This is a genomic window from Pseudomonas sp. A2 (assembly GCF_023100865.1).
GTDB lineage: Bacteria > Pseudomonadota > Gammaproteobacteria > Pseudomonadales > Pseudomonadaceae > Aquipseudomonas > Aquipseudomonas asiatica.
Genome location: NZ_CP039127.1, coordinates 4,578,712 through 4,597,250, shown reverse-complemented (window position 1 = coordinate 4,597,250; position 18,539 = coordinate 4,578,712). Strand labels below are relative to the sequence as shown.

Annotated in this window: 17 protein-coding genes and 1 tRNA gene; 12 read left to right on the top strand and 6 right to left on the bottom strand. The window is 60.7% G+C overall.

Translation table 11 applies throughout. From position 1 onward, the window contains the following. Positions 1-70 precede the first annotated feature (70 nt). Together mcpU and E5221_RS21245 are read right to left on the bottom strand one after the other, a co-directional pair. On the bottom strand, positions 71-2,134 hold the full coding sequence (gene mcpU, locus E5221_RS21250) for a methyl-accepting chemotaxis protein McpU (protein ID WP_247846434.1): 2,064 nt from the start codon (positions 2,132-2,134) through the stop codon (positions 71-73). 66 nt (positions 2,135-2,200) lie between these two features. Beyond that, the gene (locus tag E5221_RS21245) at positions 2,201-3,553 is read right to left on the bottom strand and encodes an APC family permease (RefSeq protein WP_015271464.1); all 1,353 of its coding nucleotides are present in this window, start codon (positions 3,551-3,553) and stop codon (positions 2,201-2,203) included. Between the two features lie 445 nt (positions 3,554-3,998). Here E5221_RS21245 and E5221_RS21240 point away from each other — a divergent pair, with 445 nt between their 5' ends. Together E5221_RS21240 and nadA are read left to right on the top strand one after the other, a co-directional pair. Then, positions 3,999-5,507, top strand: a complete 1,509-nt coding sequence (locus tag E5221_RS21240) for a YdgA family protein (protein ID WP_247846432.1) — start codon at positions 3,999-4,001, stop codon at positions 5,505-5,507. Positions 5,508-5,784: 277 nt separating this feature from the next. Continuing rightward, on the top strand, positions 5,785-6,843 hold the full coding sequence (gene nadA / locus E5221_RS21235; RefSeq protein WP_003254747.1) for a quinolinate synthase NadA: 1,059 nt from the start codon (positions 5,785-5,787) through the stop codon (positions 6,841-6,843). Between the two features lie 118 nt (positions 6,844-6,961). On the opposite strand, the gene E5221_RS21230 is transcribed toward nadA, so the two are convergent. After that, the gene (locus tag E5221_RS21230) at positions 6,962-8,398 is read right to left on the bottom strand and encodes a M48 family metalloprotease (RefSeq protein WP_025340255.1); all 1,437 of its coding nucleotides are present in this window, start codon (positions 8,396-8,398) and stop codon (positions 6,962-6,964) included. Positions 8,399-8,520: 122 nt separating this feature from the next. Between E5221_RS21230 and E5221_RS21225 the strand changes: the two genes are divergently transcribed. Together E5221_RS21225 and E5221_RS21220 are read left to right on the top strand one after the other, a co-directional pair. Beyond that, complete coding sequence (locus E5221_RS21225; RefSeq protein ID WP_004375233.1) at positions 8,521-8,760, top strand: sulfurtransferase TusA family protein; 240 nt, start codon at positions 8,521-8,523, stop codon at positions 8,758-8,760. 19 nt (positions 8,761-8,779) lie between these two features. Further along, entirely contained in the window at positions 8,780-9,850 is a 1,071-nt protein-coding gene (locus tag E5221_RS21220; RefSeq protein WP_247846430.1) for an AI-2E family transporter, read from the top strand. Positions 9,851-9,970: 120 nt separating this feature from the next. On the opposite strand, the gene E5221_RS21215 is transcribed toward E5221_RS21220, so the two are convergent. After that, a complete protein-coding gene (locus E5221_RS21215) occupies positions 9,971-10,444 on the bottom strand; it encodes a peroxiredoxin (RefSeq protein ID WP_247846429.1) in 474 nt (157 codons plus the stop codon). 11 nt (positions 10,445-10,455) lie between these two features. Beyond that, positions 10,456-11,016, bottom strand: a complete 561-nt coding sequence (locus E5221_RS21210) for a glycine cleavage system protein R (protein WP_013973793.1) — start codon at positions 11,014-11,016, stop codon at positions 10,456-10,458. A gap of 259 nt (positions 11,017-11,275) precedes the next feature. Between E5221_RS21210 and dapA the strand changes: the two genes are divergently transcribed. The 8 genes from dapA (at position 11,276) to E5221_RS21170 (ending at position 17,831) form a co-directional block, all read left to right on the top strand. Further along, complete coding sequence (gene dapA, locus E5221_RS21205; protein WP_247846427.1) at positions 11,276-12,163, top strand: 4-hydroxy-tetrahydrodipicolinate synthase; 888 nt, start codon at positions 11,276-11,278, stop codon at positions 12,161-12,163. Positions 12,164-12,178: 15 nt separating this feature from the next. Continuing rightward, positions 12,179-13,300 (top strand): outer membrane protein assembly factor BamC, encoded by a 1,122-nt coding sequence (gene bamC, locus E5221_RS21200; protein ID WP_004375223.1) that lies wholly within the window; start codon positions 12,179-12,181, stop codon positions 13,298-13,300. Continuing rightward, a complete protein-coding gene (locus E5221_RS21195; protein ID WP_039613970.1) occupies positions 13,301-14,059 on the top strand; it encodes an MBL fold metallo-hydrolase in 759 nt (252 codons plus the stop codon). A gap of 30 nt (positions 14,060-14,089) precedes the next feature. Then, a complete protein-coding gene (gene purC / locus E5221_RS21190) occupies positions 14,090-14,800 on the top strand; it encodes a phosphoribosylaminoimidazolesuccinocarboxamide synthase (RefSeq protein ID WP_004375217.1) in 711 nt (236 codons plus the stop codon). Between the two features lie 91 nt (positions 14,801-14,891). Further along, positions 14,892-14,981, top strand: a tRNA-Ser gene (locus E5221_RS21185). A gap of 485 nt (positions 14,982-15,466) precedes the next feature. After that, positions 15,467-15,661 (top strand): hypothetical protein, encoded by a 195-nt coding sequence (locus E5221_RS21180; protein ID WP_247846426.1) that lies wholly within the window; start codon positions 15,467-15,469, stop codon positions 15,659-15,661. 52 nt (positions 15,662-15,713) lie between these two features. Beyond that, positions 15,714-16,610 (top strand): S49 family peptidase, encoded by an 897-nt coding sequence (locus E5221_RS21175; RefSeq protein WP_247846425.1) that lies wholly within the window; start codon positions 15,714-15,716, stop codon positions 16,608-16,610. 357 nt (positions 16,611-16,967) lie between these two features. Next, on the top strand, positions 16,968-17,831 hold the full coding sequence (locus E5221_RS21170; protein WP_247846423.1) for a hypothetical protein: 864 nt from the start codon (positions 16,968-16,970) through the stop codon (positions 17,829-17,831). Here E5221_RS21170 and E5221_RS21165 read toward each other — a convergent pair. Then, positions 17,828-18,517: a tyrosine-type recombinase/integrase gene (locus E5221_RS21165; RefSeq protein ID WP_247846422.1), complete on the bottom strand. Its 690-nt coding sequence runs from the start codon at positions 18,515-18,517 to the stop codon at positions 17,828-17,830. The two genes, E5221_RS21170 and E5221_RS21165, sit on opposite strands and share 4 nt — an antisense overlap. Positions 18,518-18,539 lie beyond the last annotated feature (22 nt).

Here is an 18,539-nt window from a genome sequence, read left to right as displayed (position 1 = left end):
TATGCTTTGACCTTGAAGGCAGCGCCGGGCCTTGTGGGAGCGGGTTTACCCGCGAAGAGGCCCTGACAGGTTAGACGCGGAACTGCTCCATCAGCGCCTGCTGCTGGTTGGCCAGCCGGTTCAGGGCCTGGCTGATCCGCGCTGACTCATCGGCCTGGCCTGCCAGCGATTCGGTCACATCGCGAATGCCGGCCACATTGCGGTTCACCTCTTCGGCTACGGCGCTCTGCTCTTCAGCCGCCGAGGCAATCTGCAGGTTCATGTCGCTGATCACTGCCACTGCCTCGCCAATACGTTGTAGCGCCGGCAGCGCCTGTTCCATCCGCGCGGCGCTGTCCTGGGCCTGGCGCTGGCCTTCGTGCATGGCGCCCACCACATCCTGGGTGCCTTGCTGCAAGCCTTCGATGACCTGGCGAATTTCTTCCACCGACAACTGGGTACGCTGGGCCAGACCACGCACTTCATCTGCCACCACGGCAAAACCACGCCCGGCTTCGCCTGCACGGGCGGCTTCGATGGCGGCGTTGAGCGCCAGCAGGTTGGTCTGCTCGGCAATGGTGCGGATCACTTCCAGCACCGATCCGATCTGCCCGCTGCGGCCTTCCAGCGCGCGCGCCTCGTCCATGGCGGTGTTCATGCCAGCGGCCAGGCGGTCGATGCCCTGCCGGGTGCTGTCGATCAGCTGCAGGCCCTCGCGGCTGGCTTGGTCGGCAGCGCGTGCGGCCTGGGCCGCCTGCGAGGCGTTATGGGCGACATCCAGGGCGGTGGCGCTCATTTCATTGGCGGCGGTGGCCACCTGTTCGATTTCGCGGTGCTGTTGCTGCATGCCGCTGCTGGTCTGGCTGGCGATGGCTGCCGACTGGTCGGCGGTGCCGCGGGCTTCCTGCAGTGAGCCTTTGACCTGGGCTATGACTGGCTGCAGCTTGTCGAGAAAGCGGTTGAACCAACCGGTAAGCTGGCCCAGTTCGTCCTGGCGGGCGTAGTCCAGGCGGCGGGTAAGGTCGCCTTCGCCGCTGGCGATGTCTTCCAGGCGCGCGGCCACGGCCAGGATTGGCCGGGTCACCCCGCGTGCGGTCAGCCACACCAGCAGCAAACCGACTACCGCAGCGCCCAGGCCAACCAGCAGGCTGGTGAGGTTGGCGCTGTGGTTGTGCGCATCCAGGCGCTGGTTGAGGGCGACGGCAGGCGCCTGCAGCACACTTTCCGGCAGTTCCAGCAATACCTGCCAAGGGGCTGCATCAGGGATTGGCGTGAACGGGTGGGCAACACGTAGCAGGCCGTCGGCTACCGCCTTGTCCATCGGCTCGCCGAGCTTGCTGTCGTCGCGGCTGTTGCCGGCCAGCAAACCGGCTGCGCTGGCGATACTGACCTGGCCCTGGCCGTCGAACAGCTCCCGGCGGCCGTCCACGCTCAACTGCTGCAGGTTGGCCAGGCCGATGTCCAGACCGACCACGCCGACCACCTTGCCGTGCTCCAGCAGCGGCAGGGCGATGCTGGTCATCAGTACCTGGCGGCCATTCACCTCGTCGAGATATGGCTCGAGCATGCAGGTTCTGGCGGTGTCCTGCGGGCAGGTCAGCCAGCGGTTCTTCGCTACCCCGTTGCTGCCGATGCTGGCGTCTCCGAGCATCGATTCCGGCATGGCTTCAAGCTCCAGGGTGCCGGGGCTGGGTTGTGACCAGTACAGCGAGAAGCGCCCGCTCTCATTGCTGCCCATTGCATCCTGGCCGAGGTACTGGCTGTCCGGGTCCAGTGCGTTGGGCTGGAACACCAGGTACAGGCCGATCACATCCGGGTTGCCGGCCAGGCTGGCGCGGGCCTGGCGCGTCAGTTCGGCGCGCAGGTCGTTGCCGCCACGAGCCTTGAGCACCTGCACCAGGCGGGCAAAGCCATTGCCGTACTGGTAGGCGTCCATGAAATAGCGCTGGATGCGCAGGGCCTGGGTTTCGGCATGGGCCTGCAGGCGCAGGCGTGCGCTGCTGTCGAGCATTTCGGTATTGGCCTGGTTGACCAATGCCGCGCTGCGCCGCGCCTGGGCCAGCGATGTGGTTACCAGCAGGGCGACGATGGCCAGCAGGCAGAGGCCGGTGAGCAGGGTGATCTTCCACTGGATGGAGAGGCGACGCAGCGGCATGAGGGCTTTCCTTTTCGAGCAAATGCAACGCCCGCGATCAGGCGCGGGCGTTGTCGGCAGCATGGGTCATTCAGCGATGTAGTTGGGTGGGGAGTCCCTGAAGGCTTTGGTCAGCCAGGCCAGGTACAGCAGGCCGAGCAGTGCCCAGACGCCACCGAACAGCAGCGAGTGTGCGTTCAGGTCCAGCCACAGCGATACGATGATGCAGAAGCCGATGGTGGGTGCCACCAGGTATGTCAGCTGGTTGGCCAGGCCCTGGCGTTTGCCTTCGCGCAGGTAGCAGTGGTTGATCACCGACAGGTTGACGAAGCTGAACGCGACCAGCGCACCGAAGTTGATGATCGAGGTGGCGGTGACCAGGTCGAAGAAGATCGCCGACAGCGAAATCAGCCCCACCACCGCAATATTCAGCACTGGCGTCTTGTAACGCGAGTGCAGGCGGGCGAACAGGCTGGCCGGGATCACATTGTCGCGGCCCATCACGTACAGCAGGCGCGATACGCTGGTCTGCGAGGCCAGGCCCGAGGCGATGGTGTTGATCACGGTGCAGGCGATGAAGATCGACTGGAACAGCTTGCCGCCGACGTACAGGGCGATTTCCGGCAGTGCCGCTTCCTGGTCGTGGAAACGGGACATGGTCGGGAAGTAGGCCTGGATGAAGTACGACACGGTGATGAACACCAGGCCGCCAATCAGGGCGGTGAGGAAGATCGCGCGAGGGATGGTCTTGCCCGGGTCGCGGGTTTCTTCGGACAGGCAGGTCACCGCGTCGAAGCCGAGGAAAGAGAAGCACAGGATGGTCGCACCGGCGGCCAGGGCGCTGAGCTGGGTCTGATTGTCGGCGAACGGCAGCAGGCTCCAGGCGGTACCTAGCCCTTCACCCTGGTCCAGGCCGCGCACGCACAGGTAGATGAACACGGCGATGATCGCCACCTGCACGGCCACGAACAGCAGGTTGAAGTGCGCCACCAGGTTCACGCTGCGCATGTTGATCAGGCTGATCAGGGTGACGAAGCCGGCCACCCACATCCACTCCGGTACTTCCGGGAACATGGCCGAAAGGTACAGCTTGGCCAGCAAGGCGTTGACCATTGGCAGCAGCAGGTAGTCCAGCAACGACGACCAGCCGACCAGGAAGCCGACGTGCGGGTTGATCGCGCGCTGGGTGTAGGTGTAGGCCGAGCCCGACTGCGGGAAGCGCCTTACCAGGGTGCCATAGCTCACGGCGGTGAACAGGATCCCGGCCAGTGCCAGGATGTAGGCGCTGGGTACGTGGCCGGCAGTAATCCCGGAAACGATACCGAAGGTGTCGAACACGGTCATCGGGGTCAGGTAGGCCAGACCGATGATGATCACGTGCCAGAGACGCAGGGTTTTACGGAGTTGGCCGTTGCCGGAAGCGCTGTGGTCAGGCTGCATGCTGGCATGGCTCCTGCGGCTGGGCGTAAACGGCGGGCACGGTGTACTGCGCATGCGGCAAGGGCGAGCGGGTGGGCTCCATGTTGTTCACCTTTATTGTTGGAGCAGCGGGGGCGCGGGGGAGCGCGCAAAGTGGTGAAAATAAAAAACGATGGGTAGCTTGGTGTCAAGTTAAACATGACAAGATGTTGCTGGATTGAAGTATTTATCGATTAAAGTGGGGTTTTGTTCGGTTTTTGCGCGTTTTTTCGCGGTTATGATCAATTTTGGTGTTCGCAAAAATTAACGAATGCCGGTCTCCCTTGGCAGGTCTGTCAGGCGTTTCCCAAAAACCGGATTTATCGAGCCTGGCCAGCGCCAGGGCTGGGCGGCAGTGGTACTCTTGGCGTCCTGTGTGGCCCTTGGCCGCCTACGAAGCCCATATGGACAGCAATCGGTTCTATTCATGAAGAAATCAGTTGGCATCCTTTCCGGCCTGGCTATCGCCATCGCCGTCGCAACCACCGCTGGCGCCTGGTACACCGGCAAGCAGCTGCCTGCGGAGCTGGACAACGCCCTGGTCCGCAGCAACGCGGAACTCAAGAAGGCCCTGGTGAGTACCGGTGGCAGCATGAGCATCGAACGGGTATCGCTGGAGCAGCATTTCTTCAGTAGTACCGCCCAGTACCGGCTCAAGGCCCGCGATATCAACCTGGGCGAAGGCGAAGTGGTGAGTTTCGACGTTGGCGTGACCGACCAGATCGAGCACGGCCCGTTCCCCTGGTCGCGGGTAAAGGCACTGAAGCTGATGCCGGTGCTGGCAGTCAGCAACAGCACGCTGCAGAAGGACGACGCCACCGCGGCATGGTTCGCCGCAGCGGGCGAGCAGGCCCCGGTCAGCGCACAGACCAGCCTGGGCTACGACGGCAATGTGGTCAGCCAGGTGCACCTGGCCCCGGTCAAGCTCGACGAAGCGGATGGCAACAGCCTCGACTTCTCGGGCATGCAACTGCAAGTCAGTGGTGACCAGGAAGGCAAGGCCTCGAGCTTCCACGGCCAGGCCGATCGGTTCGTGATGAAACTGGTACGCGATGACCAGCCGCCTGCCACCTTCGAGCTCAATGGGCTGAAGGTCGGCGGCCAGCTGGCGGCCACCGCGCACGAGGCCATCTACGTGGGCAACGTCGACCTGGCGCTGGCCGAAACCAAGGTCACCCTGGGGCCGAAACAGCAGGTGCTGGTGGTCAAGGGGCTGGAGCAGAACGCCCTGCAAACCCTTGAGGGCCCGGATACCGTGGGTGGCCGGGTGGAGTACAAGGTCGGGGATATCACCTGGGATGGCCGTGCGGTGGGCAAGGCGCAGATGGCGGTGAGCATCACGTCGGTCAACGCGCCGGCGCTACAGGCGTTGTCGACGTGGTACCAGGCGCACCTGCCGGAATTCGAGGCCGCAGCTGCCGCTGGCCAGCCGGTGCCGGAAATCCAGATGGACGATGAGGAGAAGGCCAGGTTCCAGGGCGAGCTGCAGAAACTGCTGGCTGCCAAGCCCCGGGTGGCGGTGGAAAACCTGTCGTTCAGGACTGCCAATGGTGAAAGCCGCTTCGACCTGTCGATGGGCTTCGCCGCCCCGGCCAGCTTCGACCTGCCGCCTGACCAGTTGAGCAAGCAACTGATCACCGAGGTGAAGAGCAAGCTGTCGCTGTCCAAGCCGATGATCGGTGACCTGGCAACCTTGCAGGCACTGCTGGATGGCCAGAGCGACGCCCAGGCCATTGCCATGCAATCGAGCCAGGCCGGGGAAATGGTCGGCATGATGGCGCTTCAGAGTGGCATGGCCACCGTGCAGGGCAATGATGTGGTGAGCAGCCTGCACTATGCCGACGGCATGGTCGACTTCAACGGCAAGAAGATGACCGTGGAAGAGTTCGCGATGCTCATGGCCTCGCACCTGGCGGCCCTGTCGCCGCAGGGCTGATCGAAAGCCTGTACCGGCCTCTTCGCGGGTAAACCCGCTCCCACAGGAGTTTGGCAGACTCTGTGGGAGCGGGTTCACCCGCGAAAGGGCCAGAGCAGGCAACACAAAAACCACTTTAGAATTCGCTGGATTGTCTGTAGCCTTCGGCCTCCGATAATAATCCGCGCCCTCAGAGGGCCGTGGTGGCCTTTGTGCCGTCCGGCACCCTTAGCCGATCTGTCAGGGCCGGGTGATACACTCGATTTGACGCGCGCACGCGCCTGCAGGTCCAGCGATCATGACCCAGATTTCCGAACGCCTGTTGGTTCAGGCCCACCTCGACGCCAAGCAGCCAAACCCGCTGACAGCCGAGCAGGAGGCCGAATACCGTGCGGCCATCGCTGCCGAGCTCAAGGCCCAGAACGCCGTGCTGGTCGCCCACTATTACTGCGATCCGGTCATCCAGGCGCTGGCCGAAGAAACCGGCGGCTGCGTGTCCGACTCGCTGGAAATGGCCCGCTTCGGCAAGAACCACCCGGCCGAAACCGTGATCGTTGCCGGCGTGCGCTTCATGGGCGAGACGGCGAAAATCCTCACTCCTGAAAAACGCGTGCTGATGCCTACCCTGGAGGCCACCTGCTCGCTCGACCTGGGCTGCCCGGTAGAAGAGTTCTCGGCCTTCTGCGACCAGCACCCCGAGCGTACCGTGGTGGTCTACGCCAACACTTCCGCTGCCGTGAAGGCCCGCGCCGACTGGGTGGTGACCTCGAGCTGCGCGCTGGAAATCGTCGAAAGCCTGATGGACAACGGCGAAACCATCATCTGGGGCCCGGACCAGCACCTGGGGCGCTACATCCAGAAGCAAACCGGTGCCGACATGCTGCTGTGGGACGGTGCCTGCATCGTTCACGAAGAGTTCAAGTCACGCCAGTTGGCCGACATGAAGGCGCTGTACCCGGATGCGGCGATTCTGGTGCACCCCGAGTCGCCTGAAGCGGTGATCGAGCTGGCCGACGCGGTGGGCTCCACCAGCCAGCTGATCAAGGCTGCCCAGACCCTGCCGAACAAGACCTTCATCGTTGCCACCGACCGCGGCATCTTCTACAAGATGCAGCAGCTGTGCCCGGACAAGGAGTTCGTCGAAGCCCCCACCGCCGGTAACGGCGCGGCATGCCGCAGTTGCGCGCACTGCCCGTGGATGGCGATGAACACCCTGGAGCGTGTGCTGGATTGCCTGCGTAATGGCACGAACGAGATCTTTGTCGACCCGGCGCTGGTGCCGAAGGCGATCAAGCCGTTGAACCGGATGCTGGACTTTACCCAGGCAGCGCGCCTGAAGTTGTCCGGTAACGCCTGAGATTGCTGGGGCCGCTCTGCGGCCCATTCGCAGCACAAGGCTGCTCCTACAAGAGATCACATTCCCTTGTAGGAGCAGCCTTGTGCTGCGAATGGAGCGCGAAGCGCTCCCTCAATATTCAGCGCCCCATCATTTCCTGAACCATGCGCTGCTGCTCCATGATCTCGCGCTGGCGCTGGTCAATCTGTGCTGCCAGCGGGAAGTTCCCACCCGACCGGCGCTTGGCGTAATCCAGCTGCTGGATCGCCTGGTCGAAATCGCCCACCAGGGTGAAGTACTCGGCCCGCGCCCGGTGCAAGCCAATCGTATTGCCCGAAAGGCCCCGCACTTCGGCCATGTCGTACCACACGTCCGGGTCATCCGGCCGGCTCTTCACCAGTTCGTTCAGCACCTTTTCCGCCTCGGCGGGCTTGTTCAGCTTCACCAGCAGATCGGCACGCACCTGCTTCAGCGGGTAGTTGCCCGGATACAGCCCCTGCATGCGTTCAGCACGCTGCTGCGCATCCGCCAGGCGGTTGTTGGTGATGTCCAGATCGATCTGCGCCAGGTTGTAGGTAATGTCGTTGGGGGCCTTGGCCAGCAGCGGCTTGAGCAGTTCACGCGCCTCGTTCAGCTGGCCGCCCTTGATCTGCGCCAGGGCCAGGCCGTAACGCGCGGCGTCCAGCTTGGGGTCCTCGTCCAGCTGGGCGCGGAAGCGTTTGGCCGCCAGCCCCGGGGTGCCTTCGTAGGTAAGCGCCACCCGGGCACGGATCAACTGGTAGCGCATGCTGTCCTCGACGCCGCCCTTGGGAGCCTGCTCGGCACGGTTGCGGGTGTCGGCGATACGCGACTCGGTTACCGGGTGGGTCAGCAGGAATTCCGGCGGCTTGGCGTCGTAGCGGTACTGCCGGGCCAGGCGCTCGAACATGGTCGGCATGTTGCGCGGGTCGTAGCCGGCCTTTTCCAGATTCTGGATGCCGATGCGGTCGGCTTCCTGTTCGTTCTGCCGCGAGAAGCGCCGCTGTTCCTGGATCGCCGCCGCCTGGGTGCCGGCGATCACACCGATACCGGCATCACCGCCGCCACCGGCCGCCAGCACGATACCGGCCAGCAGCGCCGCCATCATCGGCAGTTGCATGCGCTGCTGGGCCTCGACGCCGCGGGCGAAGTGGCGTTGCGACAAGTGCGCCAGTTCGTGGGCCAGTACCGAGGCGTACTCGCCTTCGGTCTGGGCGTTGAGGAACAGCCCGCCGTTTACCCCGACGATGCCGCCGGGGGCGGCAAAGGCGTTGAGCTCGCGGCTATCGATGAGGATGAATTCCAGGCGGCGGTCCTGCAGCTGGCTGGTTTCGGCCAGGCGGTACACGCTGGTTTCGACGTAGTCCTTCAGCTGCGGGTCGTTGAGCTGGTTGACCTGGCCGCGCAGCAGGCTCAGCCAGGCACGGCCGAGCTGGTGCTCCTGTTGCGGCGAGACGATCGCGGAACTGGCATCACCCAGTGATGGCAGGTCGTCAGCATGGCCGGGAAGGGCCAACAGGCAGGCCAGCGTCAGCAGGGTAGGGCGCAGTAGATTCATGCATGAAGCTCGCGTCGGTCAAAGATACCTACTGTAGCGGGCTCACACGTTGGCGACCAGTGGCGCTATCCTAGCCGGCCAAATCCAGATACAGCCCGGCAATGCCTTTGGAGAGCCACGCAATGAGTGAAACCCTGACCTGTGACGCCGAACTGGACGCCAGCGGGCTGAATTGCCCTTTGCCGCTGCTGAAGGCCAAGATGGAGCTCAACCGCCTGGCCAGCGGCGCGGTGCTCAAGGTAATCGCCACCGACGCCGGCTCCCAGCGCGACTTCCGCACTTTCGCCCAGTTGGCCGGTCATACCCTGCTGCGGGAAACGGCCGAGGCCGGTACCTACACTTACTGGCTACGCAAGGCCTGAGTCTTTCCAAGGATCGTCAATGTTCAAAGTGCTTCGCGACTGGATGCAGCGCTACTTCTCCGATGAGGAAGCGGTGGTGCTGGCGGTCCTGTTGTTCCTGGCTTTTACTGCGGTACTCACCCTGGGTGGCATGCTTGCGCCGGTGCTGGCTGGCATGGTGCTGGCGTTTCTGATGCAGGGGCTGGTCAATGCCCTGGAGCGCTTGCGGGTACCCACCCGGTTGGCGGTGATGCTGGTGTTCGCCCTGTTCATGGGCGCGCTGGCGGTGTTCATGCTGGTGCTGGTACCACTGCTTTGGCACCAGTTGATCACCCTGTTCAACGAGCTGCCGGGCATGCTCGGCAAGTGGCAGTCGCTGCTGTTGCTGCTGCCCGAGCGCTATCCGCACCTGGTGTCGGACGAACAGGTGCTGCATGCCATCGAGTCGGTGCGCGGAGAAATCGGCAAATTCGGCCAGTGGGCACTGACCTTCTCGCTATCGAGCCTGCCGCTGCTGGTCAACGCCATGATCTATCTGGTGCTGGTGCCGATCCTGGTGTTTTTCTTTCTCAAGGACCGCGAACTGATCGGCCGTTGGGTCAGCGGCTACCTGCCACGTCAGCGCAGCCTGCTGAACCGGGTGGGCAGCGAGATGAACCGGCAGATCGCCAACTACATCCGCGGCAAGGGCATCGAGATCCTGATCTGCGGCATTGCTACCTACATCGCCTTCATCAGCCTGGGGCTCAACTACGCCGCGTTGCTGGCGCTGCTGGTGGGGCTGTCGGTGGTGGTGCCTTACGTGGGTGCGGTTGTGGTGACCGTGCCGGTGACGTTGATCGCACTGTTCCAGTGGGGCTGGGGTGACCAGTTCATCTTCCTGATGACGGTGTACGCGATCATCCAGGCGCTGGACGGCAACGTGCTGGTGCCGCTGCTGTTCTCCGAGGCGGTGAGCCTGCACCCGGTGGCCATCATCTGCGCGGTGTTGCTGTTTGGCGGGTTGTGGGGGTTCTGGGGGATCTTCTTTGCCATCCCGCTGGCGACCTTGATCAAGGCCGTGCTGGATGCCTGGCCGCGGCAGGAGCCTAGTGTTTCGCCGATGCTCTGAATGCAATTGGGGCCGCTTTGCGGCCCATTCGCAGCACAAGGCTGCTCCTACAGATACCGCGCAAACCCTTGTAGGAGCAGCCTTGTGCTGCGAATGGGCTGCAAAGCAGCCCCATCAATCTCAAGCCTTGTTCAGCGCCTGGGCAGCAGCCAGTACTGCGTCCACATGCCCGGGCACCTTCACTCCGCGCCATTCGTGGCGCAGCACACCGTCCTTGTCGATCAGGAAGGTGCTGCGGTCAACGCCCATGTATTCCTTGCCATACAGCTTCTTCAGCTTGATCACATCGAACAGCTGGCACAGGGCTTCGTCCTTGTCGCTGATCAGTTCGAACGGGAAGCCTTGCTTGGCCTTGAAGTTCTCGTGCGACTTGATGCCATCGCGCGACACGCCGAACACCACGGTGTTGGCTGCGGCAAAGGCATCGTGCTGGTCACGGAAACCCTGGCCCTCGGTGGTGCAGCCCGGGGTGCTGTCCTTCGGGTAGAAGTACACCACCACCTGCCGGCCCTTGAGCTCGGCCTGGCTGACGGTTTGCCCGCTGGTGGCCTGGGCCTGGAAGTCGGCAACGGGTTGGTCGAGTGCTACAGCCATGGTCGGTTTCCTTACATTGGGTTCTGTGGACGCCATGGCTCGATCAGCGCATCGAGGTTCAGGGCATCGGCAAAGTCCAGGAACTGGTCACGCAGCCAGCTGATCTGGGTGCCGGCCGGCAGAATCACGGTGAACTGGGCGTTGAGCATGCTGCTGCCGGTCTGCGGTGCCAGGTAGGTATCGCAGGTCATGGCTTCCAGCTCGACGCGGTGGTCGAGGAAGAACTGGCACAGCTCGTTGATGATGTCCGGCCGGTAGGCGGCGCTGACGTAGGCCACGTAGGGCAGGGCCTGCGGGCGCACTTCCTGGTCGGCGCTGCGCACCACGTCCAGGGTCAGGCCGTGCTTCTTGCCCAGGCCCGGCAGCATGGCTTCGAGGCGTGCCAGGGCGTCCCAGCTGCCACCAACCTGCAGTACCAGGGCGCTGGTCTCGCCGTGGCGGCTCAGGCGCGAGGTAACCACCGCGCAGCGGTTCTCGAACGCAGCGCGGCTGAGGACGTTGGCCAGCTCCATGGGGTTCGGGCCCAGGGCACTGATGACAAGGAATTGTTCGCGGACGGTGGGGGTGGACATGCAGCATTCCTAAAGCGATGAGCGGTCGGCACAGGACGGGCGAAAGCCTCCTGTCGGCAGGGCCCGGGGCTCGCATGCGAGGTCGTGGACGCTGGCGGGGAGCAAGGTCGACGGCCCGGCGGGCCGCGCTGCACCGATCAAAGCATCAAGGGTAGCGAAATAAGGCGCCGAGGGGAATGCTCCGCCCGCCTGCTTCGCTTGTGCAAGGCCGATGCCCCCAGTACCATTACCGCTCTCTTTTTCCGGCAGGAGCAGTTACATGATTGCGGGCAGTATGGTGGCATTGGTCACACCCATGGATGCACAAGGGCGTGTGGACTGGGGCAGCCTCGACAAACTTGTAGACTTCCACCTGGAAAACGGCACCCACGCGATTGTCGCTGTCGGCACAACCGGTGAGTCCGCCACGCTGGATGTCGAAGAACACATCCTGGTCATCAAGCACGTTGTCGAGCGCGTCAAGCGCAGCAACAAACCGATCCCGGTCATCGCCGGCACTGGTGCCAACGCCACTGCTGAAGCCGTGCACCTGACCCAGAACGCCAAGAATGCCGGCGCCGACGCCTGCCTGCTGGTGGTACCGTACTACAACAAGCCGACGCAAGAAGGCCTGTACCAGCACTTCAAGCACATCGCCGAAGCCGTCGACATCCCGCAGATTCTCTACAACGTACCCGGCCGCACCTCCTGCGACATGCAGGCCGATACCGTGATCCGCCTGTCGAAGGTCAAGAACATCATCGGCATCAAGGAAGCCACCGGCGACCTGGCCCGTGCCAAGGCCATCCTGGATGGCGTCGACAAGGACTTCATCGTCCTGTCCGGCGATGACCCGACCGCCGTCGAGCTGATCCTGATGGGCGGCAAAGGCAACATCTCCGTCACCGCCAACGTCGCTCCGCGCGAAATGGCCGACCTGTGCGAGGCCGCCCTTGCGGGCAATGCCGAGAAGGCCCGCGCAATCAACGAAAAACTCATGCCGCTGCACAAGGACCTGTTCTGCGAAGCCAACCCGATCCCGGTGAAATGGGCGCTCGTCGAGATGGGCCTGATGCAAAAAGGCATTCGCCTGCCGCTGACCTGGCTGAGCGAAGGCTGCCACGAAAAAGTCCGTACTGCCTTGCGCCAGTCCGGCGTACTGGTTTAAGAGGAAGTACACCGCATGAAGCGACTGGCTGGTCTTTCCGCCCTTGCCCTGATCATTTCCAGCACCAGTGGGTGTGGCTGGCTGTGGGGCGAGGATGGCTATTTCCGCGACCGCGGCAGCGATTACCTGCAGGCGCGCCCGACTGCGCCGATGCAGCTGCCGCCGGACGCCAGCAACGTCAAGCGCCTTGACCCGCTGCTGCCGATCCCGCGCAACGTCGCCGACGACAGCGCCACCGGTGAGTTCGAGGTGCCGCGGCCGCAACCGATGACCGGTGGCGCCGCCCAGGTTACCGACTACAGCCTGCAGCGCAGCGGCAGCAGCCGTTGGGTGCTGGCCCAGCATTCGCCGGCCGAGGTATGGCCGGTGGCTCGCCAGTTCTTCGAGGACAATGGCTTCCGCATCGCCGAAGAGCGCCCGCAGACCGGTGAATTCAACACCACCTGGCAGCGTTTCGACGAACTGTCGGCTTCGCTCGGCCAGCGCCTGGCCAGCACTGCCAGCAGCGCTGACAGCGAAGTGCGCGTGCGTGTACGCATGGAGCCTGGCGTGCAGCGCAACACCTCCGAGGTGTATGTGGTCAGCGTCGAGCGGCCTGCTGGCAGCACTGCCGAGCCCGATTTCCCGTCCACCTCCAGCAACACCGGTGCCGATGCCCTGCTGGTCGACGAAATGCTTGCCAGCATGAACCGCAGCGCCGAGAAGGGCGGTTCGGTATCGCTGCTGGCCGCGCGCGATTTCGACGCGCCAAGCCGCGTCAGCCTGAGCGAAGACGGCAGCGGCAACCCGGTGCTGTACCTGGGCGCCGACCTGGACCGCGCCTGGTCCAGCGTGGGTCGTGCCCTGGAGCAGGGTGGCGAGTGGCGTGTCGAGGACATCAACCGCAGCCTGGGCCTGTACTACATCAACCTGTCTGAAAAGCCTGAAGACAAGCAGAACCAGCCTGGCTTCTTCGGCCGCATGTTCGGCAGCGAACCGACCAAGGAAGAGCGTGAAGCCCGTGCCGAGCGCTACCAGGTTCGCCTGAGCAAGGTGGGTGAGAGCGTGCAGGTCACGGTCGAGAAGAACATCAACACCGTGGCCCCGGCCGATGTCGCCCGCCGCGTGCTGAGCGCCATTCAGGACCACCTGGGCTAAGTGCGCTTCGCGGTACTCGGAAGCGGCAGCCAGGGAAACGGCACGCTGATCGCCAGTGGTGACACGTTCATCCTGGTCGATTGCGGGTTCTCCCTGCGTGAGACCGAGCGGCGCCTGGCGCTGCTCGGCGTGTCGGCGGCCCAGCTCAGTGCGGTACTGGTCACCCACGAACATGCCGACCACGTGCATGGGGTCGGCTTGCTGTCACGGCGCTACAATGTACCGGTCTACCTCAGCCAGGGGACCTTGCGCGGCATGCGCAAGCCGGTGGAGGTGGCCGGTTTTCTCGCTTGTGGCCAAAGCCTGCGTATCGGCAGCCTGGAAGTGACCGCGGCGCGGGTCGAGCACGACGCCTACGAGCCGCTGCAGTATGTGGTCAGTGACGGCCAGCGGCGCTTCGGCATGCTGACCGACCTGGGCTCATACGACGCGCTGCTGCTGGAGCGTTACCAGCGCCTCGATGCGCTGCTGATCGAGGCCAACCACTGCCGCGACCTGCTGGCACGCGGTCACTACCCGGCCTTCCTGAAGCAGCGGGTGGGTGGCATGCAAGGACATTTGAACAATCACCAGGCCGCGCGCCTGGTGCACGAGTTGGGCTGGAGCAACCTGCAACACCTGGTGCTGGCCCACCTCAGCAGCAAGAACAACCTGCCACACTTGGCTCGCCAGTGCTTCGTCGACACCCTTGGGTGCGACCCGGACTGGCTCCAGGTGGCGAATCAGGAACACGGGCTCGACTGGCGCGAAATCGCCTAGCCCAACACCTCAAGCAAGCGGAGCCCAATCATGGAAAAACGCGACGAACTCTACCGCGGCAAGGCCAAATCGGTTTACAAGACCGACGACGCCGACCGCTTGATCCTGCTGTTCCGTAACGACACTTCGGCGTTCGACGGCAAGCGCATCGAACAGCTCGACCGTAAAGGCATGGTGAACAACAAGTTCAACGCCTTCATCATGCAGAAACTGGAAGAAGCCGGTGTGCCGACCCAGTTCGACAAGCTGCTGGGCGACAACGAGTGCCTGGTGAAGAAGCTGGACATGATCCCGGTCGAGTGCGTGGTGCGCAACTACGCCGCCGGCAGCCTGGTCAAGCGCCTGGGCGTGGAGGAGGGCATCAAGCTGGAGCCGTCCACCTTCGAACTGTTCCTGAAGAACGACGAGAAGGGCGACCCCTTCATCAACGAATCCCACGTTGTCGCGTTCGGCTGGGGCACTGCCGAGCAGCTGGCCGAAATGAAAAAGCTGTCGCTGAAAGTCAACGAAGTGCTGAGCAAGCTGTTCGATGACGCCGGCCTGCTGCTGGTCGACTTCAAGCTGGAATTCGGCGTATTCCATGGCCAGATCGTGCTGGGTGACGAGTTCAGCCCGGACGGCTGCCGCCTGTGGGACAAAGAGACCCGCAAGAAGATGGACAAGGACCGCTTCCGTCAGGGCCTGGGCGACGTTATCGAAGCCTACGAAGAAGTTGCCAAGCGCCTGGGCGTGCCGCTGTAAGCGGTGCGTTCACGCAAGCGCCTGATACCACGCGATTTTTTTTAAAAAAAGGTTTGCGTTTTAAAAGAACGCTGGTATGATGCGCGGCATTGGAGAGATGCCGGAGTGGTCGAACGGGACGGATTCGAAATCCGTTGTACTGGCAACAGTACCTAGGGTTCAAATCCCTATCTCTCCGCCATACGCGAAGTAAGCGAAGCCCCCGAAAACGTTAAAGTTTTCGGGGGCTTTGTCGTTTCAGCCTATTGGCTTAGGGCATTATTAGGGCAAATAGAGGCCTCTTTAGGACGCTGTAGGGCGCGCTAGGCCGCTTTTTATAGGGTAGTGGCTACAGCCCTTGCGTTGAGACAGATGTCGTCATCCCGGATGCTGCAGGGCCATCGTAGGGGCCATTGGTTTCAGGCTTTCTAAGGTCTCTTCGGCTACCTATTGATCCTTCGATTAGTGGCATAAATTACTATGGCGTAGTGGCACCGCTTCGGCTACATTCTGCCTATCGATATGTTTCACGGCGTGGAACGTTTCGAGGGACATGGCGGTCGTACCTACGTTCGTCGCCTTTTTCGATGGAATTGATGGGTAAGCTTTCAACACAGCTATCGTTTTGCTAGCATACCGACCCAATTTTTCGGGGTTCCCGTGGTGGGAACCTCACTGGAGCAGAGCATGCAGACCAATCGCACTGATTTCGAAGCCGGTTTCGCACTTTTGGGCGTGAATCCCCACCCTGGTACGCAGTACCCTGGTGCTATGGCCTACGCTCGTCAGTTCAAAAAATGCTCGATCCTGACTGACGTGAATGTTAGTTATTCGTCTAACACCTCTGCGAATAACGTAATCAAGAAAGTCGACAACAAGTAATTATCTTGTTGTTTGAAAGCCCGGTTTTCCGGGCTTTTTTATGGATGATGACATGCCAAATTGGACTCAAGTTTTAGAAGAAATCATCGTTGCCCAGCAAGGTGGTCAAAGCGGTATTGATATTGTAAGAAAGAAATATCTGGGCTTGTTGCAGCAAAAAACGCAGCGTAATGTCATCGCTTATTATTCGGGCTTTCTGCAAAAGCCAGGCTACGCTTTTGGTCATGTCAATGATGATGACAAAAATGGCTTGATGAATGCTATTCATGGGCTTGACCGCGACCGTGGATTGGACTTGATACTTCACACTCCTGGTGGGGATTTATCGGCGGCTGAGTCAATAGTCCATTATTTGCGCCAAATGTTCGGGACGGACATACGTGCAATTATTCCGCAGATATCCATGTCTGCCGGCACGATGATCGCATGCGCCTGCTCTCCCATAGTGATGGGTAAGCAATCTAATATAGGGCCGTTCGATCCTCAGTTTGGTGGTATCCCGGCTTATGGCGTCTTAGAAGAGTTTGAGAAAGCAATTGAGGCTGTTAAGGCAGATCCGGCAACAACCCCGATTTGGCAAACGGTGGTAAGCAAATACCATCCTTCGTTTTTGGGCGAGTGCGAAAAGGCGATTGAGTTGGCTGGTGCGATCGTCAAGGGGTGGTTGATTTCCGGAATGTTCAAAGACGATTCTCACGCAGTGGAAAAAGCTGATCGAATTGTCGCGGCACTCAATGATCATGCTGGAACCAAAACACACTCTCGCCATTTCCACATCGAAGATGCAATAGGCTTCGGGCTGAAAGTCGAAAAGCTCGAGGATGACCAAGACCTACAGGAGCTAGTACTGACTGTGCATCATGCCTATATGCACACGTTTGCCAACTCTCAGGCTGGTAAAATCATCGAGAACCATGAGGGTGCCTGTATAGTTCTCTTGGCTCAATGATTTGATCTGTATGGCTCCGAGGATTTAATCACTGGGGCCTACTGATTAGAAGTCCAATCATATTCGAGACCATCACAGCTAGGCTCTTGGTGTCCTTAGACATTGGCGGCCGCAGTGCTTGCTCACTGTGGTTGTATACCTGTGGCCGAGTACGCGGGCAACCCGCTCAAACGGTCCCTAGCTCGATCTTGCTTGGCACGCAAACTTAGGGCGAGCCCGGATGGCGCCTCGGTGGTGGATCTCAGCCTAGGGCAGCGTTGAATAGATTACTGATCGGTTTATAGACTGTTCTCGTCGCGCGTGAAGTTGCAATTACATGCACTCGATTGAAAGGACACAGGTCTAAGGTGTATATATGTGGAATGTCTTCATAGGGGTTTTTCTGGGCTATATTTAGCTCTCCAGTTTTCGTTAGTGTTTCTTTCTTTTTCCCCCGATGCTGCGGCATGGCTCGATAAGAATACAATTTCTTTACTAAAGGACGTTGTTGGGCCGGCCTCCACAGGTTTTGGAGGTGCTATCGCAGGTGCGTATGCGGCTTTTTATTTCCAAGGGTATAAGGAGAAAAGTAAGGAGGTTCGAGATGGCTATCGAATTCTTTCAATGACAAAGCTGGAGTTTCTCAGAAGAATTCAGTATTTGCTAGCAATAAAGAAGAATTCAATTGACAAGTTCAAGGATCATGAGTTTAGGTTTCTTGCTGTTCTTGAACTGCCTGAAACAGCAAAAGAGACTGGTGTTGTCGGTCTTGAGATTTTAGATTATTTGTTGGCAGTGAAGGCTAAAACTGCTGTGCATGCTGTTTTAAATGCCAGTCATAATTATGAAGCATTGTTTGATAACATGAAGGGTCGCAATAGGACATATTCAGGTTATCGCGATACTTTGAATTCATCAAGTTTAGGTAGAAATTTTAAAGTGGATTTCCCACGAGTGGTTTCTGTTGTGGAGCCTGGTAGGATTCTTGCGGTTTATAGGCGGACGGAACAGGCCCTAAAGTGTATTGATGATGTTATTGGTTCGATTTACGCAGCAGTGTTGGAGGTTGAAAATGCTTTGGATGGTTATTTCGAGGCAAAAGGCTTTCCAGTAATTGACTTTGATATTTTGGAGGAAGGCTTCCTTAAACGGTTGCCTCCGCCTTTTCATACTGAAGAATCTTTGAAGCAGTTGATAAGTGAGATTTCTTCCCGTGAGACAGCTGATCCAGAGCAGCCCTAAGTGAGTGCAAATCCCATCATCCGGGAGACAATATCCGCCATGCTTTTGGTGTCTTTAGAGATCCAGCGGCCGTAGTGCTTACGCACCATGGTCGTGTCGCTGTGGCCAAGTTGGCGGGCGACCCATTCAATCGGGACGTAGCTCGACAGTGCTTGGCTCGCGAACGTATGACGTGCCTGGTTGGCACCTCGATGGCGAATGCCTGCTTTCTCAAGGTGGGAGGTGAACCAATTGCTGACGGTCTTGCCGTTCCATAGCAGGCCGCTAGTGGAGCTGCGGAATAGGAAGCGGACACGCTCATGCTTCTTCGTGATGTTGTCTCGCTGCACAACAGTGATGTGCGTAGGTTCGGCATCCTTTGCGTCCGCCACGATCATGGTCAGCAGCTCCAGGGCCGGCGCGATCAGCTCCACCGTTCGAATGCGCGAGCGTTCCTTCGGTACCTTGAATTCCCCAGCGACCAGGGCGCGCCGGATTGTCAGAGTGCCGGCCACCAGGTCGACGTCCTCTACACCGGCCGCAATCAATTTGGACAGAGACAGCCCGGCCCAACAGTTGAAGACGATCATCCGGCTGTCTGCCATTCGCTCCGGATCGGCGGTGGCTATCCGCTCGATCTCGCTCCTGGTGAATGGGTCGGCAAATTCGCTATCGCTGTCAGATTGGATATTCTCGATTCGCTCCAAAGGGTTCAGCTTGATGATCTCA

Excerpts from the sequence above, each read along its gene's own strand:
- E5221_RS21210 (WP_013973793.1), bottom strand. The coding sequence starts at position 11,016 with ATGTCCACCCCCACCGTCCGCGAACAATTCCTTGTCATCAGTGCCCTG.
- bamC (WP_004375223.1), top strand. The coding sequence starts at position 12,179 with ATGAAGCGACTGGCTGGTCTTTCCGCCCTTGCCCTGATCATTTCCAGC.
- E5221_RS21220 (WP_247846430.1), top strand. The coding sequence starts at position 8,780 with ATGTTCAAAGTGCTTCGCGACTGGATGCAGCGCTACTTCTCCGATGAG.
- dapA (WP_247846427.1), top strand. The coding sequence starts at position 11,276 with ATGATTGCGGGCAGTATGGTGGCATTGGTCACACCCATGGATGCACAA.
- mcpU (WP_247846434.1), bottom strand. The coding sequence starts at position 2,134 with ATGCCGCTGCGTCGCCTCTCCATCCAGTGGAAGATCACCCTGCTCACC.
- E5221_RS21225 (WP_004375233.1), top strand. The coding sequence starts at position 8,521 with ATGAGTGAAACCCTGACCTGTGACGCCGAACTGGACGCCAGCGGGCTG.
- E5221_RS21180 (WP_247846426.1), top strand. The coding sequence starts at position 15,467 with ATGCAGACCAATCGCACTGATTTCGAAGCCGGTTTCGCACTTTTGGGC.
- E5221_RS21240 (WP_247846432.1), top strand. The coding sequence starts at position 3,999 with ATGAAGAAATCAGTTGGCATCCTTTCCGGCCTGGCTATCGCCATCGCC.
- E5221_RS21175 (WP_247846425.1), top strand. The coding sequence starts at position 15,714 with ATGCCAAATTGGACTCAAGTTTTAGAAGAAATCATCGTTGCCCAGCAA.
- purC (WP_004375217.1), top strand. The coding sequence starts at position 14,090 with ATGGAAAAACGCGACGAACTCTACCGCGGCAAGGCCAAATCGGTTTAC.
- E5221_RS21245 (WP_015271464.1), bottom strand. The coding sequence starts at position 3,553 with ATGCAGCCTGACCACAGCGCTTCCGGCAACGGCCAACTCCGTAAAACC.
- E5221_RS21215 (WP_247846429.1), bottom strand. The coding sequence starts at position 10,444 with ATGGCTGTAGCACTCGACCAACCCGTTGCCGACTTCCAGGCCCAGGCC.
- nadA (WP_003254747.1), top strand. The coding sequence starts at position 5,785 with ATGACCCAGATTTCCGAACGCCTGTTGGTTCAGGCCCACCTCGACGCC.
- E5221_RS21230 (WP_025340255.1), bottom strand. The coding sequence starts at position 8,398 with ATGAATCTACTGCGCCCTACCCTGCTGACGCTGGCCTGCCTGTTGGCC.